Origin of the sequence: Nostoc sp. UIC 10607, from assembly GCF_047228265.1 — a bacterium.
GTDB lineage: Bacteria > Cyanobacteriota > Cyanobacteriia > Cyanobacteriales > Nostocaceae > Nostoc > Nostoc foliaceum_A.
In genome coordinates this window covers 23,438-49,893 of sequence record NZ_JBIQNW010000018.1, presented here as the reverse complement: position 1 = coordinate 49,893, position 26,456 = coordinate 23,438, and the positions used below count along the sequence as shown (strand labels likewise).

Genomic DNA, 26,456 nt, shown 5'->3' with positions numbered 1-26,456 from the left:
TCAGCTACAGAGGGTTGATATTTATGAATGTCATGTTGACTTGTGTGGGAAGACGAAATTACCTTGTAAAGTTCTTTCAAGAAGCTTTAGAAAATCGAGGTCTAGTGTTTGTTGGGGATGCTAGCCTAGAGGCTCCAGCATTACAGGAAGCAGATAAAAGTTTTTTGTTGCCACCTGTAAATCACGATGACTACTTTGACAAACTACTTTATATCTGTGAACAACATCAAGTTCGTTTGTTGATACCACTCAATGATTTAGAATTACCCCTGTTAGCAAAACAACGCGATCGCTTTCTCAAGATAGGGACTATCCCAGTAATTTCGTCTTCAGAAGTAATTGATATTTGTTTTGACAAATTAGCTACTTTTAAATTTTTAACTGATTTGGGTATTTCTGTTCCCAAAACTTATCTTTCTATTAAAGAGGTGAGAGAAGCCATAAAGCATCAAGAAATATCTTTTCCTTTAGTCGTTAAACCTCGATGGGGAAGTGCATCGATTGGGATTGAATATCCTGAAGATGATGAAGAATTGGAATTTGCATATCGTCGTGTAAAAAAAACGATAGGTAAATCATTTTTGGCAGATATAAGCTCTACAAATTCTGATGAGTATATTCTGATTCAAGAAAAGATATTGGGACAAGAATATGGTTTAGATATTATTAATAATTTAGATGGAAATTACATCACTACTTTTGTTAAACACAAGTTAGGTATGCGAGCCGGAGAAACAGATCGAGCATTAACTGTTGATAATGAAGGTCTTAGACAGCTAGGTGAAAAAATAGGCAAAAACATAGGACATATTGGCAACCTAGACTGTGATGTAATTGTGGGACAAAAAAGTGCGTGTGTGTTGGAAATGAACCCACGTTTTGGTGGTGGATATCCATTTTCTCATGTAGCAGGAGCAAATATTCCAGCAGCCTTGATCGCTTGGGCAAATGGGGAAAATTCTAACGAGCAATGGCTGAAGGTTCAAACTAATACAATGAGTGCAAAATGTGATCGCCTTGTCACTGTTCGTAGGTAAAAAATAAAAAATTATGAATAAACCAATCCTTCTTTCAACTCCGCATATGGGCGATCGCGAGTTAGAATTTGTCAAAGAAGCTTTTGATACCAACTGGATTGCACCAGTTGGCCCACACGTAGATGCTTTCGAGCAAGAATTTTGTCAAGTCACTGGAGCCGGCTATGGGGCGGCTGTCAGTTCTGGTACAGCGGCTTTGCATTTAGCTTTCCAATTAGTTGGAGTTGAATCAGGAGATGAGGTTTTTTGCTCTACCCTGACCTTTATAGCTACCGCTAATCCAATTACCTACTTAGGGGCAAGACCAGTATTTATTGATAGCGATCGCACTTCCTGGAACATGAATCCCGAATTGTTAGAGGAAGCATTGGAAAAACGCGCCCATCTTGGCAAATTACCTAAAGCGGTGGTACTTGTACATTTGTATGGTCAAAGTGCAGATATTGAGCCAATTCTAAAAGCTTGTAATCAGTATGATATTCCCTTAATTGAAGACGCTGCGGAAGCTTTAGGTGCCACCTACAAAGGTCATGCTCCTGGAACTTTTGGGCGCATTGGTATTTACTCTTTTAATGGTAATAAAATTATTACTAGTTCTGGGGGTGGGATGTTAGTTTCCGAAGATCCACAATTGGTAAAAAAAGCCCGTTTCTTGGCAACCCAAGCACGCGATCCATCTCCTCACTATCAACACTCAGAAATTGGCTACAATTATCGTCTCAGCAACGTCTTGGCTGCTATTGGTCGTGGTCAATTGTATGTTTTGAGTGAACGAGTTGCAGCAAGACGACACAATTTTGAGATTTACGCTTCTGCTTTGAAAAATCTGCCAGGTATAGAATTTATGCCAGAAACTAGCTATGGACGCGCTACTCGCTGGTTAACCTGTTTGACAATAGATCCCCAAGCTTTTGGTGCAGACCGAGAGAAAATCCGTCTAGCACTTGCCGAACAACAAATTGAATCTCGTCCTGTTTGGAAGCCTTTGCACCTCCAGCCTGTCTTTGCTGAGTGCGAAAGTGTTGGAGGTGCAGTAGCTGAAGATTTATTTGCACGCGGTCTTTGTTTGCCTTCTGGTTCAAATCTTACATATAAAGATTTAGAGAGAGTTATTAATGGAATTAAAGCAATTCACCATAATACCGAACAATATCAACGTCATCTATTCATAGATTAATTAGAAAATTCATTTGATAATATAGAGTCAATTTGATTCATGACCAGCCATGCCTTAATTCTACTGTAACTATACAACATTTATCTTAAATCTAAATCAACATTTTTTTATTATGGAACCACAAGAAAATTCTTCAAGCTTTGACAAATACTGGCAAGTTTTAAGACGTCGTTTTGTCCCTGCATTAAATATCTTTCTCCCTGTTTTTTTAATTTCACTTATTGCGTCAAATTTTTTACAGAAGCCTTTTTATATAGCAGAAGGCAAGTTACGCTTTCATAGAATAAATCCTACTTCGACATTAACAGGATTAGGAACCGAAATTGGCAAATTAGAACCAGTATCTAAGGATAATGCAACTAATCCTCTTGATACAGAAGCAGAAGTATTACGTTCTCTTCCAGTTATACAAAAGACCATCAAGAAACTTAAGCTGAGTAATAGTAAAGGATTACCTTTAAAACCAAAATATTTTCTGAAAAAATTGACAGTCAATGCTATTAGTAAAACAGATATTCTAAAAATATCTTATAAAGATTCAGATCCAGAAAGGGCTGCACAGGTTGTTAATACCTTAATGGATATCTATTTAGAGCAAAACTTGTTTTCGCTCAGAGCCGAAACTGCGGCTGCCCGTAATTTTATAGAACGACAACTGCCAAATACAGAACTAATTGTTCGACAAGCAGAAGCAGAGCTAGCAAGTTTTAAAGAAAAGTACCGCGTTATTTCCCTACAAGAAGAAGCAACTAAAGCAGTGGAGGTGATTGCAGAGTTAGAAAAACAACTTAATGAAGCTCAATCTAAACTTGCTGATGTCGATGTACAGTCTAAACAAATTCGTAAGCAGTTGAGTATGAACTCACAACAGGCTGTGATGATGAGTTCTCTCAGCCAAATTGCTGGGGTACAAGATATTCTCAAAGAAACTCAACAGCTAGAGTCAGAGCTTGCAGCTAGGCGAACTGTTTTGCAGGATAACCATCCACAAATCATAGATTTAGAAAATAAATTAAATTCTTTAAATGGGCTGTTAGAAAAACGGATGGAACAGGTTACAGGAAAAAATAAAATACAAATAAATCAGAACTTTCAACTTGGAGAATTGCAACAACAACTCTCAGCAAGGCTGGTAGAATTTGAATCAAGCCGTATGGGTTTAGCAAGCCAAGTTGCTACTTTATCCAAGTTACAAACTTCTTATAAGCAACGCTTCAACAATCTTCCCAGATTAGAGCAACAACAGCGCCAGTTAGAACGTAAAGTACAAGCGGCTCAATCTACCTACTCACTTCTGCTACAAAAGCAGCCAGAAAGTCGCATCGCTGAAAATCAAAATGTAGGGAATGCCAGCATTATATCCAAAGCTGAAATTCCAGAAGAACCAAGTTCTTCGCGGATATTTTTGTATTTAAGTACAGGTTTGTTGGCTAGTATGGCAGCTTTTACGGCCATATATATTTTGGAGGTAACAGATAAATCAGTTAAGACTGTTGATGAAGCAAAAGAGTTGTTGGGGTTGACTTTATTAGGGATTATTCCTCCCTTTAGTAAGTCGAACAAATCCATTCATTGGAAAGAAGAACCGGAGTTGTATAGTGAAAGACTTGTGGTTTGTAATGCTCCGCGATCGCCTGTTAGTGAAGCATACCGAATGCTGCGGGCTAACCTGAGGTTTATGAGTGCTGATAAGGAATTAAAAGTTATCGTGATCACTAGTTCCGTACCTACAGAAGGTAAGTCAACAGTAGCAGCTAATTTAGCTGTAGTAATGGCTCAGATGGAGCATAAAGTCTTACTGGTAGATGGAGATTTGCACCGTCCAGTTCAACATAAAATTTGGGAAATAACTAATAATGAAGGTCTAAGCAATTTAATTGTTGAGCAGGCGACACCTAGGGAAGCTATTAAACAAGTAATGAATAATTTGGATGTCCTCACATCTGGAGTAGTTCCTCCTAGTCCAGCATCCTTACTCGACTCAAAACGCATGGCTACATTGATGAAAACTCTTGCTGCTAAATACGATTTTGTGATCATTGATGCTCCTTCATTAAATGTTGCTGCTGATGCTGCTACTCTCGGACAAATGGCTGACGGTGTTTTGTTCGTAGTTCGTCCAGGAGTAGTTGATTCGGTTAATGCAGCTTTCGCTAAAGAACTTTTAGAAAAATCTGGTCAAAATGTCTTGGGACAGGTAGTGAATGGTGTAATTCCTAAAAACGAACCTCATAGCTACTACTACTTTAGAGAGGATGACGATTTAAAGGTAAGCCAAGAATCTTCCAAAACACTAGTAAGGTAAAGTTTTTACTTGCTAAGAAACTGGGTGTTTGATTCAGTTAAGTTTGCCCCAAATCTGGAAAAATATTCAAGTGAAGCTATAGTTACAAAGTCAAAAGTGCTACCATATCGTGGTCAATCACTGCTAAATTGCCTTATAGCGGTTCTCGTTTACGTGAGGTACGGCAGTGCCATGCCCCTACACTTGGCGATATAATGTTGTACCGCATCTGAGTGGGAACCGCTATATAAGAAAAGTTAGATTGAATATGAATGAGACTTTAGCCACTACATTAGGGGAACTACAAGCACAAATATATTGGTTACATGATGCTGAAAAGTTTTCAGAATTGGCATCAGCAGCAGCTACCATATATATAAAACTTGGTTATACTCAACAGCAGGCAGAAACGGCAGGTAACTTAATTAGTCAGGCTTATCAATTATCGGATGATGCTGCTTTTGCTCAGAAAGCAGGTGATTTTGACAAAGAAATACAGTTTTATCATCAAGTTCAAGATAAATTAACTGAAGTAGAAACTATATTAGTTTATCAAACCAGTATCGCCATACATCAAATGAAATGGTGGATGTATTTTCGTCACAGACAGAAAGTACAAGTGTTGATACATTTATTTTTACAACATTTTAAAGCGGTAGGGTTGATTCACTTACCTACTGCTATTAAACTTACATATTTTCTTATAGAGATAGGCAGAGTTCACAAATCGCGTGACACAGAAACCACCAAACATAATGCTATACGTTACTGGACAGAATTATTGAAAATCAAACCGCTACAATATCCTTATCTTGGTTAAATTGCTTATTTTTAGGCTTGAACGCGATTGGTAAACTTTGATGAGCGATGTTTACAACTTTTGCGATCGCATCAGTAGGGGCATTTTTTAATTAGTTCTCTGAGTCAAGATTGGGTGGGCTGGGCGAGCGCTTGGTTTCCTCTTTGAATTGGGTGGAGCGATCGCACTGCTACCAATTAAATTACTTTACAAGAAAGCTACCTCAGTACGGCTGGTAATAGAAATGTCAATTACTCGCAAATCAACCTACTTGTATCAATAAATGCTTCTAATAATAGATGACTTGGTGATTGGGAAAAAGATAATACTGAAAGACGTAATTCCTAAGACCAATTACTGACTAGGAGATTATTTGATGAAAACCAGAAAGCTAGGCAAACAAGGGTTAGAAGTTTCAGCTATCGGACTTGGTTGCATGGGAATGTCTGAGTTCTATAGTGGCCGTGATGAATCAGAAGCGATCGCTACTATCCATCGGGCATTAGAACTTGGAGTTAATTTTCTCGATACTGCTGATATGTATGGGCCGTTTACCAACGAGCAACTAGTAGGCAGATCAATTAAAGCTCGCCGAGATCAAGTAGTGTTAGCAACCAAATTTGGCAATGTCCGCACTGAAGATGGTGGTTGGAAAGGAATTAGTGGCAGGCCAGAATATGTCCATCAAGCTTGCGATGCCTCGCTAAAACGCCTGGGAGTTGAAGTGATTGACCTCTATTATCAACATCGTGTAGATCCAACTGTACCCATTGAAGATACTGTAGGGGCAATGGCAGAGTTAGTTAAGCTTGGTAAAGTTCGTTATTTGGGACTTTCGGAGGCTGCTCCTACCACGATTCGACGGGCTGTGGCAGTTCACCCCATTACTGCATTGCAAACAGAATACTCTCTTTGGAGTCGAGAGCCAGAGGATGAAATTTTACCGACTGTCCGGGAATTAGGAATTGGGTTTGTTCCCTATAGTCCATTAGGAAGAGGGTTTTTATCAGGTGCAATCACTAGCCCTGATGATCTTGCACCTGATGACTATCGAAGAAATTCTCCTCGCTTTCAAGGTGAGAATTTCTATAAGAACCTGCAATTAGTAGAGCAAGTTAAGGCAATTGCCAGCGAAAAAGGAGTAACTTCTAGTCAGCTTGCTTTAGCGTGGCTATTGGCTCAAGGAGAAGATATTGTCCCAATTCCTGGTACAAAACGCCGTATTTACTTGGAGGAGAATGTTGCAGCTACCGAAATTACCCTGACTGAACAAGAGTTGAATCGACTTGAAGCAGTTGCACCAAAAGATGTGGCAGCAGGCGAACGTTACCCTGATATGAGTACTGTTAACCGTTGATCCATTTAGGTGTTGGGGTATTTTTTCAAATTCTGCTTTTGATGAGCGTAGGTAATGCCTGCGGCGGTAAACCATGCTCCTCTATTTTTTTATCTAAGAATAAGGGCGGCTCATTCTGGTGACTTAGAGGCTTGGGATAGGTGCGATCGCTTTTTATGAGTCGTGATGCGTAAAACGCTGGCTAAGGGACTTCCAGAAATTAAATTATCCAATTTCTGGACTTCACTACGACTATCCCTCCCCCTGCTCCCTGCCCCCTGCCTCTATAGCGATGGTATATTTTTTTATTTGGAAGTCCCTAAGGGCGGAGTGGCGACACTCCGACCTTAGCCAGCGATATAAGCGAATTAGTCAAGCTTTACGACTCGTAAAATCCCCACACTTGAGGCAGGGACTATAAGCTTACTCTCAATCATTAATACAGAAATACTATATGTATTGCTCAAGGCAAGCACCTACACTTAGGTCAACTAAGATAGTTTCGGTTGCTGCCATAGGATGAGTTGTAATTCAGAACAGTTGTAAGCTCCATCACTGATTTGGTGTTCGTGGTCAGCTAGCCAATCATAAATTTGTGCAGCTTTTGCCAATGCTACCCTTTCTGAACGATAAAGCCGAGGAGTAGGGCAGTAGGCTTGGCCATTGATGTGTATACCTACAATCTGCCAATAATCGCTCTCTGGTACAACTTCTAAAAACCCGTTACTGTAAGACTCGATTATTCCTATGTTCATCTACAACCATCAAACTTTCTAAAGTTGGCCACAACAAAGCCGATACCAGCCATTTAACCGATAAAAAGCTGGAATCACCAGGGAATACAGTAGCAACCCCTGCTAATGATTGTGGGTTCGTAGTCAATGAAAATCTGAATTATTGGTCACTTTTTGGCTAGTTGTCTTAGTGCTAGTTTGGGCTTGATGGTGAGGGTCTTCACCTCAAAACCAATATCAAAACAGTAAACTAGCAAAAACTAAAAATAATATGTGGGTAAGTGCCATAGTCGCGTATTTACATTATTTAAGCTTCATGTTGTGTTTTGGCGCTCTGGTGTTAGAAGCATTCAATTTAAAAAAAGAATTGAGTTTAAATGAGGCTTGGAAGATTGTTATAGCTGATGCAGTGTATGGCATATCAGCAACTGTTGTTCTTGTTACAGGGGTTTTGCGTGTTATCTACTTTGGTAAAGGCACAGTTTACTATTTGAGTAACCCAGTTTTCTACGTCAAAGTTGGGGTTTTTATCGTGGTAGGTTTGCTATCTCTCTATCCCACTTTTTCTTTCATTGGTTGGTTGAAAAGTCTGCAACAGGGGCAAGCACCCAAGCTGGAATTACTAAAACTAAATCGTCTAATCTGGCTAATTAGAATTGAACTGGTTGGCTTTACCCTAATTCCGTTATTGGCAGCAATCATGGCAAGGGGAGTAGGCACAAACTAGGTTAGGCAGTCAAAGTTGCACTCTAGATCGCCTCACCTAAAAAATTCAAGCGATCGCATTCAGGATCTCATAGAGAGGAAAAAATTGCACCCCTGGAGCGATCGCTTGGAACGGATAGCACACTAGTACTATACAAAAGCTTCCCCAGTGCGTAGATGTTTAATGGCTCCTATGCCCGGTACAATGCTCTTTTTGCGCGTGTGCATTGGGATACGGCTGGATGGATGATTCGGTGTATGGCGAACCGATAAGGCGCAGCACTCACCCAAAATGACCGAAAATAAATGAGTGCTATTTAAAACTTGAGGGGAAAATTTATCATGTCTCATCTGCTAAAAGCGTTCCAGCAGCGATTCTTGCGGAGTATTACTTTAGCAATACTCCTAACTTTGATTAGTAGTTTCATACTTCCTGGGGCTACTTGGGCTGCTTCTTCTAGCTTGGGAGTTGATAATGGTTATCTTACTGCTTGCCCGGCTTCAGACAACTGTGTTGTGAGTCAAAATGCTGATGCCAAACACGCCATTGACCCGATTACTTATCATCTAGACCGCAATACAGCTAGAGAAATCTTACTAAAAGTTCTCGGTGTTGTTCCCCGTACAGAAATTGTAGAACAGACTCCTAATTACATCCATGCTCTTTCTAAAAGCCGCATCTTCAAATTTGTTGATGATGTAGAGTTTTATTTCCCTCCCAATGAATCAGTAATTCATCTGCGATCGGCATCTCGCGTGGGAGAATCGGATCTCGGTGTCAACCGCAGACGAGTCGAGCAAATTCGTCTGGCTCTGCGCGATTTAAACATTTGATTTTAGTAGCCGTGAGGAGTGCCAAGATTAGTGATGGATAACAACCAACTTAAACTTGGCTCAACTTACGAGAATAAAGTTCATCAGACACTTCTTTGAGTTCTGGTTCAACCACTGTCAAATGTTGCTCTAAAATAGTCAAATTGCGAATATTAGACTTATAGAAAGCATCAAATAAATCACCCACTAAAGGCACAGTACCCACGACTGTTTCCAAACCAACATTAAAAATCATTTTGGCTAAATCTTCACGGGGAATACCAAAACGGGTAGCTAAAAATATGATGTAAGCTGAAAACGCTGTACTGATTAAATCACCAGCACCTGGAACCAAACCGATAATTGGGTCTATTCCAATGTGAAAACCTGTTAGAGGGATGCGTATAGATGTATCCATCAAGCGGCTGAGTTTGCGGATGCGATTTAGAGTAGCAAGGCGTTTGGCAGCGTCCATAATTTTCGATATTTGCACTACTTTTAAGTTGCACTATTTTTAGTTATTTGTCTTGTACCGTTAGAAATAAAAAGTATGAATAAAAATCTTGAATACTGCCTAAAAAGCAGATAAATGGATGATACAGTATACTTTTTTTGGTAACGCGTGGATAGAAAATATGTCGCCCTGGATTAGTCTTATAACTGCTTTGACACTGTTGCTCTATTTGGTCATCACAATTAATGTTGGTAGAGCCAGAGCTAAGTATAAAGTAGCACCTCCTAAAATGACAGGAGATGCTGGCTTTGAACGAGTGCTGCGTGTTCAGCAAAATACCCTAGAGCAGTTAGTTCTTTTCTTACCCGCTTTATGGTTGTTCTCTTTCTACGTCAACCCATTGTGGGGGGCGCTTGTTGGTGCTATCTGGCTTGTTGGTCGAATTACCTACGCTTGGGGATATTATCAGGCTGCCGAAAAGCGGATGCTTGGCTTTGGCATTAGTTCCCTCAGCGGTATGGTGCTACTCCTGGGTTCGCTGGTTGGCATCATCCTGTCTTTGGTGCGACCATAAGTCATTTGCATTGAGGGAGCGATCGCAATTCAATTGATAAATTATATTTTGGAGGTTGTGTCCAAAGGCTTTGAGCGATCGCGCGATTAAAAAGTTGATTCAGGATATGTACGCCAAAAATTTCCCACAGAAAATACAGAATATGCCCTTTAGTAGAACCAGAGCCACGAGCTAAGGGTAGTATCTTGGAGTCAAAGCTATCTTATTAGTTTTTGATTGATTACAACTTCTGCTAGAGAATCAATTCAGTAATCAAAAACGCCAAACTCCCCGCTCCGCTATCTAATGGCAGGCTTACGCCAAGGTCGAGGGGTTGGGGGAAAAGTTCAGGATTACTGAATTGGTGTTCTAGATTACTCCTGGATGAAATTTTTAGTATTTCTCAATACTGAATCTGGAGAGCAAGCAACACTCTTCAGGACAAGCTGACTCAACTTGTAGAAGCAGAAGAAAAAGCCCTTGCTGCCATTGATGCACGCAGCAAAACAATCACAGATACATCTATATGTTCCCAGTGCCATTGGCAACATAATCCAGAACTGGGCAACACTGAGCATTGTAATAACTGTGGTCATCTTGTGTACTCGATGGGCGAAGAGTCTTATTGCTCAGAATGCACCCAACGATTGCGACAAACCGAGGCAGATAGACAACTTTACACGCATCAGCACCCTGTTGAGACAAGAACTTATTGCTACATCCAGTTAATTTATCATTTTACAACTGGAGAATTTATGAATTATATCAACAAAATTATCCTCGAACAGCTGCGTTCCGGGGGAAAAACTGCCGGAGAACTTAAAGATACCCTTGAGTGTAGTTATAGTGTTCTCGACAAGGCTTTGCGTGAGCTGATTGAAGCTTATGAAATCGAGCCAGGATGGAGTAATGATGATTTTCCTGTGAGAATTTATAAACTTAAGCGCAAACAAGGATCTATTCCTTTTTGGATAAATCAATAAGCTCTAAAATGTCTGCTCCATCTATTTTATAGGTTTAGCCTATGGCTATCAGAACCAAAAAAGATAAGAGTTATGATAGATGAATTACATGAAATCCTCATTGACATTATTCAACGCTGGCTAGAACAAGATAGCGACCCACCCAGCTGCCGAATTTTGTCCCGCTCTGTTTCTTTAACAGAGTTAATTGAGCTTAAGACTATCAAAGAACAAGAACAAAGCACTTACCAAAATGCTTGTTTCCAAGCAGGCCAGCGATGGCAACAATCTCTACAACTTCGCGCTTGTGATGGTGATTTAGTCCGCGTTCCCTTCCTGGCAAAAATCAAAATTAAGTACGGTTTAGAACGCCTCCAACAGCAAATTGATAGTGATGTTTTAGCAACTTCTACTAACTGGTGTAACGAATATGGATGGACGGATTTATTTATATTTGAAGGTCGTTTCTGGGCTTTCCCTCATAACGCTGTACTACCATTGCCAATTTCTGAGGCATTATAGTCTATAAGATGTCACGGCTAGGCGGCAATCTAATACTTGTCGGTTAAAGGGGAAAGGGTTTAAATTCACCCCTTACCCTTTTCCCGGATCACACCAGAGGTGAAGAGTACTTATCAGAGAAGGATTGGGAGGCAAATAGTCACTCTGTATTGCCAAGCTCGACGCGATGCAATAAGTATTAATTTTTTTACTAACACTTATTCGCTGCCTCCAATAGCTTTATTGACATCATTTAAGTTTTGATACTGTTTTGGAGGTAATTGCTTCAAAGCTCGCAAAACAACCTCATCAACACCTTTTTCTTCCGCATACTTCAGCAATTCATTTCTGCTGATTGGGTAATTAACTTCATTCAAATTGTTTTGTAATTTTGATAAATTGACTGTAGCGTTCATGATTCTCCTCCATGTCTAATATTGTATATTTACTCAACAAAATGGTTATTGAGTTTAATACTCGTCTTGGCAACAATTGAAAACAGTTAGTTACAAAGCAATTAAGACTATCCTCAGCCAATGTGCTTTTGAATCAATTTGATTTAGGGTCTTATTCCTTGGCAAGCCTTCTCGTTGCCGCAATCAGGTATTTACTCGCCTCATTGGCACATAAAATTCCCATGTCTACCATCTCCAGCTTGAGGCATACCTGTTCGTCAATTCATTCTCCTTAAGTATGATTTGGCGATTTTCAACCCGGAATTGGGTTCAGGGGACAAGGTTAAAGGTTTTTTCTTTCCCGTTTTCCCCCTTAAGCCAAAAGTAATGGAGCAGAACCGTTCCCCGCCTTTTGAGTCCCGTATAGTTACAGTTGTCCGATAACATACAAAGTAAAGCCTATACCTCGATATATGAAAACTTTTACCTGTTGTGTTGCTCTGCTCTTATTTGGCGCTAGCTTTCCAGCGAACAGTCCCAGTAATGCCAATGAATCATCTATTACTAGGAATAGTCTTGTTGTTGCAGAGACTGCTAGTAATCAAGAATTCATCGCTAGGGGTACAGAACCTTTTTGGAGTGTTACTGTGAGCAAGAGGGGAATTGTCTACTCTTCACCAGATGTAAAAAAGCAAACCTTCTCTTATGTTGCACCCTTGAAAGCAGAGGCGCGTCCCGCAGACCTAGTGCGGGTCTATCGACTTAAGGGCAAAGGCAACAATATCTTAATCATCAAAAAAGTCGATGCCTGTAGCGACGGTATGTCAGATCAAGAGTATCCCTACTCGGCAATTTTTATCTTGGAGAATAAAATTTTAGAAGGTTGCGCTGAGAAAAAATGATGCCCTGATGCAAGAACTGACCGTTAATCAAATGATTCGGAAGTTAAATAAAAGCCGTGCTAGAAGCACGGGGCTTTAAACCCATTTTCTCGGTAAAAAATGCATTAACAGGAATTACGTAAGCTGAAGATAAGTGATTTCACGATAGAGGTGTGTGGAAATCTAAAGAAATTGTTAAGGGGATACCCAGGTAATATGGGTAAAAATTGGGTAGTTACGCGCTATTTTTAAGCAAGCGATTGAGCGATGATTATGTGTATAGAAAGCGCTGGCAAAGATTTTTAGCTGGCATTTAATAAACCGCATATAAAACAAAGCCCTGAATTTTTTTCAGGGCTTTTTAAATTAAAAACTCAGTTTTCAGCCAAAATATACAAAGCTTGCCTCGATTTGTCCACACCCAACACATAACAATAAAATTGCCGACTTCTCTAAAAAGTTGGTAGTCTGAGCCTTTCAATTACTTGAAATATAGGTATTTCCTAGGGACGCACAGATGTCTGCCCCTATTATGTTTTTTGTATCAATTGCGTCATTGTTATACCTGTAAGTATGAAACAATACCATACTTCTCCCTTTACGTCTTATATCTAAAGGTAGAAGATAAAGGTTAAAATTTGGGAAACCTAAGAGAGGTTCATTCCTAAAAGATGTCCTGCCTATTTATCGCAGAATGCAACTGAGGTCAGATGACGCAATCTTTAAATCGAGTCAAAGAGTGGGAACAACGTCGTGATGAAGCAAGCCGCTACTACCAGCGGGGGAAATTCCAAGAGTCTCTCGATCTTGCAACCAAGAATTTACACTTGGCTAGATCAATTCCAGACCGAGCCAGAGAAGGTTATACATTAAACGACCTTGGTTTAGCTCACCTCAGTTGCTGGCAACCTCAAAGAGCATTAGAGCGCTTTCATCAGGCGCTTTCGGTTGCTGTTGAAATTGGCAACGCGCCAGCACAAGCAACTGCACTTAGCAATCTGGGTTCTACCTACAGTCGTCTTGGACGCTTTTCGCAGGCGTTAGAATATTTTGACCAAGCACTACCAATCTTTAGGCGATCGCAAGATACTCAAAGTGAAATTTCTACTCTTAATGATGTAGCCCTAATTTATACCCGATTGGGAGAACCAAAACGGGCACTGTTGCTACAACACCAAATTTTGAGGATGCGGCGATTGTTAGGTGACTTTTCTGGTGAAGCAACAACCCTAAATGGCATTGGGTTTGCTTACAACGTCTTAGGCAAGTTTGAGGAAGCTCTAGAATTTTTTCAAGCAGCCCTTCCAATTCAACGAGCTGTCAAGAACTTGGTTGGTGAAGCAACCACTTTGAACAATATTGCCTCAATCTATAGCGATTTAGGAAAACCGAAACAAGCGTTATTGCTTTACTATCAAGTTCTTTTGACACGTCGAGCAATCAGCGATCGCTCCGGTGAGGCAACAACTCTTCATAACATTGGTTTTACCTATAGCACTCTGGCAGAGCATCGGCAAGCAATGAAGTTCTATAAGCAAGCCATTGCGATTTATCAACAACTAGGCGATGGCCTTGGAGAAATTTCGACTTTGCTGAATATGGGAAGCCTTTACGCTACAACGAAACGCAAAAAAATGGCGCGATCGTGCTACCAAAACGCCCAAGAGTTAGCAGAGCAAATCGAACATCAGCCACTCCTAGAAAAAGTACAGCAGTTTATAGATTCTCTGTAGTTTGATGCAGCAGACTCGGATTCCCCACTTCTTTAAGAAGAAATGGGGAATTTTTTTGTGCGAGTTGAAGCTCAAAAAGTTAGCAACTTCGTTACCGTCATCCAGATATTGCTCAACAGGTTACGATCAATTAAGAAGTAATAATTTGTTACGGCACCGCCAGGAGTCTTTTAAATGTTCATTGATGAATTGTCACCTATATTCAGAGAATTTATCCAGCATCCAGTCTCATTTGTGGGTGGGTTCTTCTCTGGTGTGCTTCGGCTCAATCTTGCAGACGATCCTGTAAAAAGCTGGCTGGATCAACAGATCCGCTCCAATAGTTACACCAGCACCGCAACAGACGGACACAATGGCAAAGCAAGTGGGCCTCAACAGATTTCGATTGACTAAATGAGTAATCGCAAATCAGGCTAATCATTTTGGTCACATACTCCCACATTGTTGCAAGCATACAGTGTGGGAGTAGTTTATTTTCACCAAGCTGTACTAGTCGGTTGCTCCCCTATATAAGAGATACTAAAGCCAAGTAGATAGGTAAAGAAATATGGAATCCCTAACCTCTCGTATGCAGGCGGTACAGTCGCCAATTATTCCTATGGTTGGGGAACTGATTAAAAACTCTCCTGGAACAATCTCTTTAGGACAGGGTGTTGTTTATTACAATCCGCCACCGGAAGCGATAGAACTTTTACCCAAATTCTTAGCCGAGCCTGCTAATAATTTATACAAATCAGTTGAAGGAATTCCCCCGCTGCTGACAGCACTTGCAGAGAAATTGCAAGCCTTTAACGGTATTGAAATCAATGGGGAAAACTGCATCGTCGTGACAGCGGGGAGCAATATGGGATTTATGAATGCCATTCTTGCGATCACTAACCCAGGCGATGAGATTATTCTAAATACGCCCTACTATTTCAACCACGAAATGGCGATCGCAATGGCTGGTTGTCATCCGGTGTTAGTGGCGACGGATGAAAATTACCAATTGCGCCCAGAAGCGATCGCTCAAGCAATTACTCCCAAGACACGGGCTGTGGTGACAATTTCACCAAATAATCCGACTGGAGTTGTCTATTCAAAAGCAGCATTGCACCAAGTAAATCAAATTTGTGGCGATCATGGCATTTACCACATCAGCGATGAAGCCTATGAATACTTTACCTATAACGGGGTAAAACACGTTTCCCCTGCTGCATTTGAGAGTAGTAGCGAGTACACCATTTCTCTCTTTAGCCTTTCCAAAGCATACGGTTTTGCCAGTTGGCGCATTGGCTACATGGTGATTCCCAAACACTTGTTTGTCGCCATCAAAAAAGTCCAGGATACAATTTTGATTTGTCCGCCAGTAATTTCCCAATATGCAGCTTTAGGGGCATTGCAAGCAAAAGCGGAGTATTTGGAGAGTAATATAGGTGCGATTGCTCAAGTGCGGCAAGTAGTACTCAACTCCCTTAACCGTCTACAAGATTTATGTAGCATTATACCCGCCAATGGCGCTTTCTATTTTTTCCTCAAAGTTAATACTCAGATGGATGCTTTTGAATTAGTTAAAAGACTAATCCAGGAACATAAAGTAGCAGTCATTCCAGGTACAACCTTTGGCATAGATGACGGATGCTACCTACGCATTGCCTATGGTGCGCTGCAAAAAGAGACGGTAAAAGAAGGTATAGAAAGATTAGTGCAAGGTTTGGAAACTATCGTTAGGAGTTAGGAGTTAGGAGTTAGGAGTTAGGAGTTAAGAGTTTATATTTAATTTATGAGGGCGTTAGACTGTGTTAACGTACCTCGTCCGCAATCCCAAATATCAAATTCCAGAGATGCCAATTATTAATAAGTTAATTGAAATTGAAACTGAACCAAAAATTAATATTCATAATATCACGCCACAAATCAAAGATTTTATTGCTTCAACATCAATTAAAAATGGACAAGTTTTAGTATTTTCTCGACACACAACAACAGCTTTAGCCATCAACGAGAATGAAGTCAGATTGTTAGAAGATATAAAAGTGTTCTTGCAAAAATTAGCACCGGAATCAGACAGCTATTTGCATAATGACTTGCATTTAAGAGATGTCCCGGAAGATGAGCCGATTAATGCTCACTCTCACTTAATGGCAATGATGCTGACCACGAGTGAGATAATTCCCATTGTGGATGGTAAATTAGCTTTGGGAACTTGGCAATCTGTGTTGTTTTTTGAGTTGGATGGGCCGCGCAAAAGAACGGTATTTGTCCAAATTTCTGGCGAATAATGCAACTTCACACCTGCAATCCTCCCAGAACAACCCAAATCTGAGAGAATTACGAACACGACCAACAAGCGGATCAGTTGAATTTACCTACAGCAATTAAAGAAAGAATGTTTCTCAGCATAACCTTCCTTTCCACAAACCAAGACTTTCGTTGTGTCAAAGGCAGACGCAATTAGTTATGAAAAATAACGATAACTTTGTATTACGTAATACTTGGTACTATGCTCTGCCTAGTAATCAGATCAAGCCAGGTATGATGATCAGCCGCATTTTCTTGGGAGAACCAGTGCTGCTAGTTCGCAGCCAGGATGGCAAAGTTTCTGCAATGACGGACATTTGTCCCCATCGTGGTGTGCCCTTGAGTTGTGGTAGATTCGATGGGCAGGAGGTGGAATGCTGCTATCACGGTTGGCGTTTTGATCCGGCTGGGCGCTGTACTGCGATACCTTCTCTTGTAGAGGAGCAGCAAATGGATTTGAGGCGCTTTGACGTACATTCCTATGAAGTCCGGGAAGCCCAAGGAAATATCTGGATATATATGGCTGATCCCGATAATTCTAAACCTGCTTCTGAGATGGAGATTCCGGTAATTCCAGGGTTTGATGAGCGTTCACCCCAGTTTATAGAGGTGATGAGATTCCCCTGTTTTGTGGATCATGCAGTGGTAGGTCTGATGGACCCTGCTCATTCACCCTACGTTCATCGCGCTTGGTGGTGGCGAAGTGAGCAACTGCATGAAGAAGTGAAGCAATTCGATGCTTCGCCTTACGGCTTCACGATGCGACGACACCGATTGCCAGCGAATGGGGGTAGATTATACTTGCTGATTGGCGGTGGTGTGCCAGAAACGGAGATTTCTTTTCGTTTACCTGGAGTCAGAATAGAAGAAACCACAATTGGCAAGCATCGAGTCGTTAATTTAACGGCAGTTACACCTATTTCAGACACAGAAACTGAGGTAAATTTTGTTCTTTACTCGACACTTCCTTGGGTGGGATTTTTCAAGCCACTGCTACATGTGCTGGCGCGGACTTTCCTTGGTCAAGACCGAACGGTTGTGGAAAAACAGCAGATTGGCCTTAAATATAATCCTGTGCTACGGCTGATTAAAGACTCAGATATGCAGGCGCAGTGGTACTACCAGTTAAAGCGGGAGTATGCTCGGTCTGTCGCTGAACGACGAGAATTTGTGAACCCTGTCAAGGATCAGATACTCCGCTGGCGTGCTTAAATTACTCCAAGCCAAATTCTGCAAATTCTCTTTGCCCAAATAGCATATTTCGGTCTACCGCTGACAAAATTTTATTATTGGTGCGTTCGTTATTTAAACAGCGACCAACTAACTGCGCGACATCTGCACGATTGATGCTACCACTAATGTGCGGATCTTCGGTCAAAACGCCGTTACCTGTTGCTGGTTCTGACTTGAGTCCACCTGGGCGGATAATTGTATAGGTGAGTCCACTGGCAATTAAGTGTTGTTCAGCTTTATCTTTCTCAACTAAAACTGTTCCCAGTGCTGCTAAAACTTGGGGTGACAGAGCAACAACACTATTGCCAGCACCAATGGAGGATATAAGAATAAACTTTTGCACCCCAGCTTTAACTGCTGCATCAATCAGATTTCTATTACCAGGGTAATCTGCCCTTTCTCCCTCTGATGGTAAACCGCCAATTGTACTGATAACGGTGTGAATAGGTTGATCTGTCAGCATTGCGCGTTCTACATCGCCAACATTCAAGGCATCTCCTAGAACTACCTCAATACCGATTTTTTCTAGTTCAGTAGTAACTGATGCTGTTCTTAGGAGTGCTCTTACCTTTAGCTGTTGCGCTGTGAGATATTGAGCAATTTCTCGACCAACACCGCGACTTGCCCCAGCCAGAAAAATATAAGATGTACTTGTCATAATAAATTTAACTATTTACGCTCAAAGGATTTTATCAGAGGATTGCCAGTATTTAATAATTGCTCAAGTGACTGAGATGCTTCTGGTTGATGGCGAACATAAGTGTCAATAAACAAACTAATGATTTCACCCATCAGCAAACGGAAGCTTTCTTGAGGTTGGGTGGCGGGAAAGTCCAACAAGGGTGTATCTAGAGTGGAGTCTAGCTGATCAACTATTGAAAAGTGATTTGCCCCATCCAAAAGTATCAGATAGCTATCATTTCGTCCTCCAGTAATTGCTTCTTGGAATGTACGGATGACTGGGGTGGTAGTATTTCCAGGACTTACACCGTAGCGATCGCTGTTGTTCGCAATTACTCCATCGCAGGTTCCTCCCATAAGTAGAAGTGGTAGGGAGTCTGGTAAGGGTAAGATAGTACCTGCTTCATACCCCAATAATAACGTTGCCATAGTGTGTAAACCATAACCAAAAGATGCTGCAACTTGAGGGAAAAAATGGGGATCAGCATTTTCGATTGCTACTCTACCACCTGCGGAGTGTCCACCTAAAATTATTCGTTGCAGATCAAGCATTCCAGCTAAAATACCCTCAGACTGTAACTGTTCCACTTTCGCTAGCAGTGTTGGCAAAGCCAAAGCAGTGGGAACAGTACGATAAATTGTTGGTTTCATCTTTTCAAAATCAACGCCTGGATTCAGACTAATTATTCCTGGTATCATTTCCGTAATCCAGTTAAAGAGAATCACCACTAGTCCACGTTCAGCGAGTTTAACTGCCAACCATTGATATTGTTGAGCATCACAGTTAAAGCCGTTGAAGAAAATCACTACTGGAAAAGGTGCCTTTTCTAAATTAACTGGCAAAATTTCCCTATTTCTTTCTCCCTTATGCCTTGACATCTCTACTGGATAGAAAATTTTCAGGTGGATGGTATCGTAAGGAGACTGGAAACCCTCGACTTTAGCAGCTTGGAAAAAAGCACGAACTGTCATCTGGTTGTTCCTGATGTCATTGAAAATTTTTATATTGCCCAGAACTGCTCCTAGCAATGCCGATCTAGTGATATGAAATAATGTGGTGGCAATAATAACATAAATTGTAGTAAGTAATTAGATTTAACCCAATTGTAGGAAGTATTTTAGTAAGCAATTGTGTCAATCTAGCAAATAACTTTTCTTTGGATTTACTTATGGCTAAAAAATCTCAAACAAATATAGAACCATACCAAGATGTTAGATTATCTGCCACCACAAGAATTTGGGTAATTACAGTCGCCATTCTCGGAGTTTGCGTCCCACTGTCAGCAGTGACTAGAAGCGGTGCTATTCTTCCTTTAGTTGCAATTGGTGGGGCAGCTGTTGGTACAGTTGCTGTTTGGCGTTCTGATGAGCAAAAATCAAAAACTAACTATTTGCAACAGCAGCAAATAGAACTGTTAGAGCGGAGATTAGCGAATCTAGAAACAATTGTTAGCAGTGATGACTTGAACTTGCAAATGAAAATTAAACAGATTGAGGCAAGGGATACTTTTGGCGACTCATCTGATGTAAGTACCACGCCCAGACAGCCAAAACGTAAAAGTTAAAATTAGCTAATCTTCACCATTTATGCCGATTTTAGATGATAAACCCTAGAATCATCGTTACTAGGTTATTTTTGTGTAGGTATTTGTTGCCTTATCGTTACGGCAACCTTTGAAATTCCTCTTACATTAAACTTTCCTTTGCGGCTATAAATGTTTCTAGGGAAACAGTATCTCGTTCTCCATCTCCGTTAGAATTGACTGACATCATTTAATTCTATATACTTCAACTGCATCAGTTCATGAAATGTCTAAGTGCTATCCATCTCTATCTTTCCCGGAAAAACCTGCCAATGGCTGTGTTTTATTAGACTACTAACATTACTGAATTTTTAATTAACTAAGGTTATAAACTTGAGTAATTGCATTGGTATAGTTTACCGTAGGTATGCAAGAGTTTGCCGCAGGAATGCAGATGGATTGGATTAGCTTACTTAAAGCTCAACAAGCTGATTTCCTTCAACGTGTGAAAAAGCCTAAAACTTATGACTTATCTTTGCTGGAAAGTCAAGTAAAAGGCTGTCACACTGAAATCATGGCTTTTTGGGGCGAGCCATTGGCAAGACTCCAAGAAGTTTCTCGCCAACAAGCAGAAGTTCTCGCCAAAAACCCGCCGCCGACACCGCCTGAATATCCTGAGCCTCCCGACTGGACGATACCTTTCCCCAAATACTTCCAGCGACAAGCGGAAGATTATCTTTTGCGGGAGCATATTGTTGACCGAGTGATAACTGAACGCTTGGGGAAGTTGGTAAAAAAGGTATCTTGTGATACCTTGCAAAACATGGTTTTAGATGATGAGGGAAATTTGTGTGGCGAAAGCAAATTTTCTTATCTACTAAAAGATAATCCTCAGCTAAGTGTTCAAGTTTATGTTGCTGACGGAGAAAGTTTTAATGGTATTAAGAAAGACAAAATTAGGTGGTCGGTTACTCAAGAAGATTTAAGAAAGCACCAAGCATTAATTTTTCTGTGTTTGTTTTATCCATCTACAGGTAAGCTAGGATACGACGAAAAACAGAGCATAATTACAGGCTTTTTACCTGCAAATCAAATTGAACTTACTGAACCAAAAATATACATTAATCCGAGTAACTTGTTATATGCAGGGGGGTTGAGTTGGTATTTAGAATCACTTATTGGCAAAAAAGACACATCGCCATTAATTAATGAGAGAGCGATCGCAGATACAATACAGACTCTACCATCAGAGCATTGCCTTAAAGGTATAGTTGGTGATTGGGAATGCTGGCAGACTTTGCAAGGGCACAACAGAGGCATCAATTGCCTAGCTTTCAGTTCCGGGTGTAAGAATGGCAAAGCCTTACCCATATTGGCAAGTGGTAGTCGTGGAGAGACGAAACTCTGGGATTTAAGCAAGGGTGAATTAATAGAGACATTATCAGAGTATCCTTGGGTGATATCTGGGCTGGTGGATGAAGTGAATTCCCTGGCTTTTAGTTCAGATGGACAGACTTTAGTGAGTTGCGGTGCAGATTCCACAATTAAGCTTTGGCACGTAGGCGCTTTAGACTTGATAGATATTTTGCACAAACATAATGGGGTAGTGCGGTGCGCTGCTTTCACCCCAGATGGCAGAATGTTAGCTACAGGCGGAGATGATAGAAAAATTCTGTTTTGGGATTTGATGCAACGTCAGGTTGCGATCGCACTCTCTTTAGATGATACAGCTGCTCATTCCCTGGTTTTAAGTCGAGACGGGGAAACTTTAGTTACAGGTAGCTATCGCAAAATTAAAGTCTGGCGCACCTTACCTCAGACGGGTATCCAAAGTTTAAAGGACGCAGAACCACTGCATACCCTCATGGGTCATTCTCACATCGTTCGTTCCTTGGCGATTAGTGCAGATGGTAAAATGCTGGTGAGTGGTAGCTGGGATCAAACAATTAAAGTTTGGCAATTGGAGACTGGGGAATTACTTCATACTCTTAAAGGACATAGAGATAGAGTATATGCGATCGCATTAAGTCCCGATGGTCAAATTATCGCTAGCGGTAGTGCTGATAAAACCATCAAATTGTGGCATTTACAAACCGGGGAATTGCTGGGTACGTTTACAGGTCATGGGAATATAGTCACAGCATTAGCCTTCACAGCTTCCGGTGAGATGTTGGTTAGCGGGAGTTTAGATAAGACGATTAAAATTTGGCAACGCAGTTAATAATTCGTAATTCGTAATTCGTAATTCGTAATTCGTAATTCGTAATTATTCAGTCTTTGATATTCGTGTGAGACGCATCAAATCATGAGCTAAATTAGCCTAAAACCCCATTGTACCTACTCATAACTGCCCATACAAACCGATCCCAAAAACACTATGTATGTGCTGCGATCGCTGTAATTCCTTGAGACGACCAACATATTTTTGTAGTCCCATTTGACAGTGTTTGTTCTGAGATTGTCGGCTGTTTTTTACCCAATACAGTTCAGATAAGACCAAAACACTTGTAGAGACGGCGATTTATCGCGTCTCGAAAACCCAAAATTTTATACCAGTAGCGCTTAACTGAACCGTATTGGTTTTTGACCCATCGGCTTTAGCCCCTTTGTCAGCCCTTCAGGCTAAAAAGTGAAGAAGGCAGAAGTCAGAGGGCAGAAGGACTGCAATACAGTGTACACACAAGTCTTTTAACATTGCCCCACAAGCTTTTGATCCCCCCAACCCCCCGATAAATTGGGGGGCAAAAGCCCTTCAAAGTCCCCCTTTTTAAGGCAATACTTTTCGGTTAAGGGGGATTTAGGGGGATCTTCAACGATTTTGATTTTATACAAAGATGTGTGTACACCGTAGCCTTGGTAAGGGGAGGGGTAAAGCGTATATGGGACAAGCGTTTTAGCTTAAGTTGACACGTGTGATAGGTGCATTCCCTGGCAAGAGCCGGGAAACGAGAGGTAACTTCTAACTCTTAAAATCTTTCCACACCTTCAAATTGCTTGAGTGCCGATGCATTTGCTGCTTCACCACAAGTACGCGGTGTAGGGAATATCTTTTCAGGATTTGCTAACCCTTTAGGATTAAAAACTTGCCGCACCCATTGCATCGTTTCTAAATCAACTGGGCTAAACATCTGTGGCATATAGCACTTTTTCTCTTCACCAATGCCATGCTCACCAGAAATACTACCACCAACTTGGACACAAAGTTTGAGAATTTTTCCACCCATTTCTTCTACTTGTTCTAATGCCCCAGGCACAGAATTATCATAAAGAATTAGCGGATGAAGATTGCCATCGCCAGCATGAAAGACATTAGCAACCCGATAACCGTATTGTTCACTTAATGTCTTAATCTCATGCAGAACATAAGGCAACTGAGTCCGAGGAATTACACCATCTTGTACATAATAATCTGGACTTAAATGCCCAGCAGCAGCAAAAGCTGCTTTGCGTCCTTTCCATAATTTTAATCGGGTTTCTGGGTCACTAGCAGAAGTGACATTTCGCGCCCCATTCTTTTGACAAATTTCAGTAACTCGTTGCTTATTTCCTACAACTTCCACTTCTAAACCGTCAATTTCTATTAGCAAAATAGCAGTAGCATCACGGGGATAACAATTTGTTGCAACAACATCTTCAACTGCATTGATGCTGAAGTTATCCATCATTTCCATCCCACCAGGAATAATTCCGGCGCTGATGATGTCAGAGACAGTTGCTCCGGCAGCTTCAATACTGGTGAAATCTGCCAACAAGACACAAATTGATTCTGGACTTTTGAGAATTCGTAAAGTAATTTCTGTGGCAATTCCTAAAGTGCCTTCAGAACCAACAAACACACCTGTTAAGTCATAACCAGGCATTTCGGGGATTTGCCCGCCTAAATCAATAATTTCCCCTTCTGGTGTAACAATTTTTAATCCCAAAACGTGGTTAGTGGTAACGCCATACTTGAGACAATGTACGCCACCAGAGTTTTCAGCAATATTGCCTCCGATAGAGCAGATAATTTGACTAGATGGGTCAGGAGCATAGTAAAAACCAGCACCACTGACAGCTTGTGTTACCCAACTATTAATCACTCCTGGTTGCACAATTGCCCGCTGATTTTCCAAATCAATATTCAGGATTTGCCGCATTAAGGAAGTTACAATTAAAACAGAGTCTTTTTGTGGCAAAGCGCCACCAGATAGACCTGTGCCAGAGCCGCGTGCTATGAAGGCGATAGAGTATTGGTTGCATATCTTTACAATTTCTGCAACTTGTTCTGTAGTTCTCGGTAACACCACTACAGCCGGACGTTGGCGGTAACCAGTTAAACCATCGCATTCATAGGTAATGAGTTCTTCGCGGCGTTGCACCACACCATTTTTACCAAGGACAGCCTCGAATGCTTTGATAATGGGTTTCCAGTTGCGTTGTTTTTTATCTTGGGCAAGCATAGTTTTTTAAAGTTTGCTCTAGTAACTTAGAGTTTAAAACAATCCCCAAGTTTTGAGGGATTAGTCTCTACTCCAAACTCTTTTCCTGTTAACCAAAATTTGCTTGCTTGCTTAAGAAATCCCAGAAGCTGGAATGATAAAGACTGTAGCGGATTTCTCCATCAATTTCCTGGAGTGTTAAAAACTCACGCCAATTTTCCAGAACTTCTTCAACATCGTATTCATCAGCATCAATTGTACTAGCGATGCTTTCTGCTGATATGACTGATGAAACTTGCACTAACACACTCAGCACAGATGATTTAAATTCCTTCTCTTGGCTTGGCGAATTAGGGGGAATCATCTTGTGCAAATGCTGCTGATAATAAGCCTCTAAACCAGGGGGGAGTCGGTCAACCTCCTTAGAGATAGTAGGTAATATCTGGCTAAGATACATGAAATTGTTTTCGCTTTTGGCGGTTAGCTGTGCTATGAGTTCTTCGTCATTGTTGACGTATTGCCGAATGTATGTTTGGATATCTTCGTGGTTTTGTTGTGGGTATGCTGCTAAATCGAGAATTTCGGAAGGTGTTTCTATCAACAAACCGGATTGTTTTCGCAGGTATGGGCGGCGGATAAGAAGGAAATAAACGCCACGCGGCAGATATCTGGGAAGATAAAAGAGATTTGAGCCTGGGGTTTGGTTGGTGTGGTTAACAGCATCTAAGGCATCGATAGCAATAATAAGCTTTTGCTGGGGTTCTAGTTTATCGCTGACTTGCTGAAGCAGAGAATGTAGAGACGCAAAATTTTCTGTCTCAATTTGCGTGGAGATAGTAGTAATAAATTCCTCAGCGCGATTTTTGTCTGGGAGTTGGGCGTTGTAATAGAGAACTTGGGGATTTTCTGTGACGTATTTGGCGAGGATGGCACTTTTGCCGCTACCGGGTGCGCCAATTATGGTAAAGTAACCGCGATCGCAATGCTGGAGAAAGTTGGATATTGCGGTGAAGACGAAGGCGCGACCAACAAAGTTTTGACTTTTTTCGAGAATGACTTGTTGAAATTCTGTTGGGTAGGAGGGAGAATTAATTGGCGTTGGGGGTCGAGGTGAAGTGTTCATATTGTTTAGACATTCTCTAACCTTAAAAAATGTACTCTCCCTGAGGAGTCCCCTGCTACAATTGTCACCCCATCTGCTGCAACAGCGCAGCAAGGAAATGGAGCCTCTCCTGTAAAAGTGGCAATTTCTTCACCAGTTTCCAGATTCCAGAGTTTGAGTGTGTTGTCATTTGAAGCAGAAATCACCCGCTTGCCATCGGGGGTTAGGGCTACTGCTGTTACCGAGTAGCTATGACCATTAAAAGTCCGCTCATCCTCCCCAGTTTCCAGATTCCAGAGTTTGAGTGTGTTGTCAGATGAAGCAGAAATCACCCGCTTGCCATCGGGGGTGAGGGCTACTGCATATACCGAGCCGCTATGAACTTTAAAAGTCCGCTCATCCTCCCCAGTTTCCAGATTCCAGAGTTTGAGTGTCTTGTCATTTGAAGCAGAAATCACCCGCTTGCCATCAGGGGTGAGGGCTACTGCTGTTACCCAGTCGCTATGGCCATTAAAAGTCCGCTCATCCTTACCAGTTTCCAGATTCCAGAGTTTGAGTGCCTTGTCAAATGAAGCAGAAATCACCTGCTTACCATCGGGAGTGAAGGCTACTGCATTTACCGAGTAGCTATGACCATTAAAAGTCCGCTCATCCTCCCCAGTTTCCAGATTCCAGAGTTTGAGTGTGTTGTCAGATGAAGCAGAAATCACCCGCTTGCCATCGGGGGTGAGGGCTACTGCATATACCGAGCCGCTATGAACTTTAAAAGTCCGCTCATCCTCCCCAGTTTCCAGATTCCAGAGTTTGAGTGTCTTGTCATTTGAAGCAGAAATCACCCGCTTGCCATCAGGGGTG

The 26,456-nt window shown here is 41.3% G+C and carries 26 protein-coding genes; 18 read left to right on the top strand and 8 right to left on the bottom strand.

What is annotated here, in order from left to right; all coding sequences use genetic code 11:
* Positions 1-23 precede the first annotated feature (23 nt).
* The 5 genes from ACEYW6_RS17390 (at position 24) to ACEYW6_RS17370 (ending at position 6,654) form a co-directional block, all read left to right on the top strand.
* Positions 24-1,037, top strand: a complete 1,014-nt coding sequence (locus ACEYW6_RS17390; RefSeq protein WP_412980689.1) for an ATP-grasp domain-containing protein — start codon at positions 24-26, stop codon at positions 1,035-1,037.
* Positions 1,038-1,050: 13 nt separating this feature from the next.
* A complete protein-coding gene (locus ACEYW6_RS17385; RefSeq protein ID WP_412980688.1) occupies positions 1,051-2,214 on the top strand; it encodes a DegT/DnrJ/EryC1/StrS family aminotransferase in 1,164 nt (387 codons plus the stop codon).
* Positions 2,215-2,326: 112 nt separating this feature from the next.
* Positions 2,327-4,519: a GumC family protein gene (locus ACEYW6_RS17380; RefSeq protein ID WP_412980687.1), complete on the top strand. Its 2,193-nt coding sequence runs from the start codon at positions 2,327-2,329 to the stop codon at positions 4,517-4,519.
* A 247-nt stretch (positions 4,520-4,766) separates the two neighbouring features.
* The gene (locus tag ACEYW6_RS17375; RefSeq protein WP_196511776.1) at positions 4,767-5,318 is read left to right on the top strand and encodes a hypothetical protein; all 552 of its coding nucleotides are present in this window, start codon (positions 4,767-4,769) and stop codon (positions 5,316-5,318) included.
* A gap of 355 nt (positions 5,319-5,673) precedes the next feature.
* The gene (locus ACEYW6_RS17370) at positions 5,674-6,654 is read left to right on the top strand and encodes an aldo/keto reductase (protein WP_412980686.1); all 981 of its coding nucleotides are present in this window, start codon (positions 5,674-5,676) and stop codon (positions 6,652-6,654) included.
* A 470-nt stretch (positions 6,655-7,124) separates the two neighbouring features.
* Here the strand turns inward: ACEYW6_RS17370 and ACEYW6_RS17365 are convergent, their stop codons facing one another.
* A complete protein-coding gene (locus tag ACEYW6_RS17365; RefSeq protein WP_412980685.1) occupies positions 7,125-7,388 on the bottom strand; it encodes a hypothetical protein in 264 nt (87 codons plus the stop codon).
* Positions 7,389-7,638: 250 nt separating this feature from the next.
* On the opposite strand from ACEYW6_RS17365, the gene ACEYW6_RS17360 reads away from it, so the two are divergent.
* A complete protein-coding gene (locus tag ACEYW6_RS17360) occupies positions 7,639-8,094 on the top strand; it encodes a DUF2214 family protein (protein WP_412980684.1) in 456 nt (151 codons plus the stop codon).
* Positions 8,095-8,414: 320 nt separating this feature from the next.
* Entirely contained in the window at positions 8,415-8,906 is a 492-nt protein-coding gene (locus tag ACEYW6_RS17355) for a DUF1499 domain-containing protein (protein WP_412980683.1), read from the top strand.
* A gap of 49 nt (positions 8,907-8,955) precedes the next feature.
* Here ACEYW6_RS17355 and ACEYW6_RS17350 read toward each other — a convergent pair whose 3' ends face one another.
* Entirely contained in the window at positions 8,956-9,360 is a 405-nt protein-coding gene (locus tag ACEYW6_RS17350; protein WP_412980682.1) for a DUF4112 domain-containing protein, read from the bottom strand.
* A gap of 160 nt (positions 9,361-9,520) precedes the next feature.
* Between ACEYW6_RS17350 and ACEYW6_RS17345 the strand changes: the two genes are divergently transcribed.
* The 3 genes from ACEYW6_RS17345 to ACEYW6_RS17335 all read left to right on the top strand — a co-directional run bounded on the left by ACEYW6_RS17345 (position 9,521) and on the right by ACEYW6_RS17335 (position 11,376).
* A complete protein-coding gene (locus ACEYW6_RS17345; RefSeq protein WP_412980730.1) occupies positions 9,521-9,913 on the top strand; it encodes an MAPEG family protein in 393 nt (130 codons plus the stop codon).
* 734 nt (positions 9,914-10,647) lie between these two features.
* Positions 10,648-10,875: a hypothetical protein gene (locus ACEYW6_RS17340; RefSeq protein ID WP_196511791.1), complete on the top strand. Its 228-nt coding sequence runs from the start codon at positions 10,648-10,650 to the stop codon at positions 10,873-10,875.
* A gap of 72 nt (positions 10,876-10,947) precedes the next feature.
* On the top strand, positions 10,948-11,376 hold the full coding sequence (locus ACEYW6_RS17335; protein WP_412980681.1) for a hypothetical protein: 429 nt from the start codon (positions 10,948-10,950) through the stop codon (positions 11,374-11,376).
* 197 nt (positions 11,377-11,573) lie between these two features.
* Here ACEYW6_RS17335 and ACEYW6_RS17330 read toward each other — a convergent pair whose 3' ends face one another.
* Positions 11,574-11,771 carry a DUF2795 domain-containing protein gene (locus ACEYW6_RS17330; RefSeq protein WP_412980680.1) on the bottom strand — a complete coding sequence of 66 codons (198 nt, stop codon included), beginning with the start codon at positions 11,769-11,771 and terminating at the stop codon, positions 11,574-11,576.
* Positions 11,772-12,223: 452 nt separating this feature from the next.
* On the opposite strand from ACEYW6_RS17330, the gene ACEYW6_RS17325 reads away from it, so the two are divergent.
* The 6 genes from ACEYW6_RS17325 (at position 12,224) to ACEYW6_RS17300 (ending at position 17,856) form a co-directional block, all read left to right on the top strand.
* On the top strand, positions 12,224-12,652 hold the full coding sequence (locus ACEYW6_RS17325; RefSeq protein ID WP_412980679.1) for a COG3650 family protein: 429 nt from the start codon (positions 12,224-12,226) through the stop codon (positions 12,650-12,652).
* Positions 12,653-13,341: 689 nt separating this feature from the next.
* Positions 13,342-14,364, top strand: coding sequence for a tetratricopeptide repeat protein (locus ACEYW6_RS17320; protein WP_412980678.1), 1,023 nt, complete (start codon positions 13,342-13,344; stop codon positions 14,362-14,364).
* A gap of 174 nt (positions 14,365-14,538) precedes the next feature.
* Positions 14,539-14,757: a hypothetical protein gene (locus ACEYW6_RS17315; protein WP_412980677.1), complete on the top strand. Its 219-nt coding sequence runs from the start codon at positions 14,539-14,541 to the stop codon at positions 14,755-14,757.
* A gap of 154 nt (positions 14,758-14,911) precedes the next feature.
* Entirely contained in the window at positions 14,912-16,081 is a 1,170-nt protein-coding gene (locus ACEYW6_RS17310) for a pyridoxal phosphate-dependent aminotransferase (RefSeq protein WP_412980676.1), read from the top strand.
* A gap of 106 nt (positions 16,082-16,187) precedes the next feature.
* Positions 16,188-16,625 carry a secondary thiamine-phosphate synthase enzyme YjbQ gene (locus ACEYW6_RS17305; RefSeq protein WP_190892247.1) on the top strand — a complete coding sequence of 146 codons (438 nt, stop codon included), beginning with the start codon at positions 16,188-16,190 and terminating at the stop codon, positions 16,623-16,625.
* A 178-nt stretch (positions 16,626-16,803) separates the two neighbouring features.
* Positions 16,804-17,856, top strand: a complete 1,053-nt coding sequence (locus ACEYW6_RS17300) for a Rieske 2Fe-2S domain-containing protein (RefSeq protein WP_412980675.1) — start codon at positions 16,804-16,806, stop codon at positions 17,854-17,856.
* A gap of 1 nt (position 17,857) precedes the next feature.
* Here the strand turns inward: ACEYW6_RS17300 and ACEYW6_RS17295 are convergent, their stop codons facing one another.
* Both ACEYW6_RS17295 and ACEYW6_RS17290 read right to left on the bottom strand, forming a co-directional pair.
* On the bottom strand, positions 17,858-18,535 hold the full coding sequence (locus tag ACEYW6_RS17295; RefSeq protein ID WP_412980674.1) for an SDR family oxidoreductase: 678 nt from the start codon (positions 18,533-18,535) through the stop codon (positions 17,858-17,860).
* Between the two features lie 11 nt (positions 18,536-18,546).
* Positions 18,547-19,530, bottom strand: coding sequence for an alpha/beta hydrolase family protein (locus ACEYW6_RS17290; protein WP_412980673.1), 984 nt, complete (start codon positions 19,528-19,530; stop codon positions 18,547-18,549).
* Positions 19,531-19,727: 197 nt separating this feature from the next.
* Here ACEYW6_RS17290 and ACEYW6_RS17285 point away from each other — a divergent pair, with 197 nt between their 5' ends.
* Entirely contained in the window at positions 19,728-20,123 is a 396-nt protein-coding gene (locus ACEYW6_RS17285) for a hypothetical protein (RefSeq protein WP_412980672.1), read from the top strand.
* A gap of 385 nt (positions 20,124-20,508) precedes the next feature.
* Entirely contained in the window at positions 20,509-22,302 is a 1,794-nt protein-coding gene (locus ACEYW6_RS17280) for a WD40 repeat domain-containing protein (protein WP_412980671.1), read from the top strand.
* A gap of 745 nt (positions 22,303-23,047) precedes the next feature.
* Here ACEYW6_RS17280 and glcD read toward each other — a convergent pair.
* From glcD to ACEYW6_RS17265, 3 genes are all read right to left on the bottom strand, one after another.
* Positions 23,048-24,520 (bottom strand): glycolate oxidase subunit GlcD, encoded by a 1,473-nt coding sequence (gene glcD / locus ACEYW6_RS17275; protein WP_196511773.1) that lies wholly within the window; start codon positions 24,518-24,520, stop codon positions 23,048-23,050.
* Between the two features lie 88 nt (positions 24,521-24,608).
* Positions 24,609-25,622 (bottom strand): AAA family ATPase, encoded by a 1,014-nt coding sequence (locus tag ACEYW6_RS17270; protein ID WP_412980670.1) that lies wholly within the window; start codon positions 25,620-25,622, stop codon positions 24,609-24,611.
* A 5-nt stretch (positions 25,623-25,627) separates the two neighbouring features.
* Positions 25,628-26,456: WD40 repeat domain-containing protein (locus ACEYW6_RS17265; protein ID WP_412980669.1), on the bottom strand; the 829-nt coding region annotated here is incomplete at its 5' end.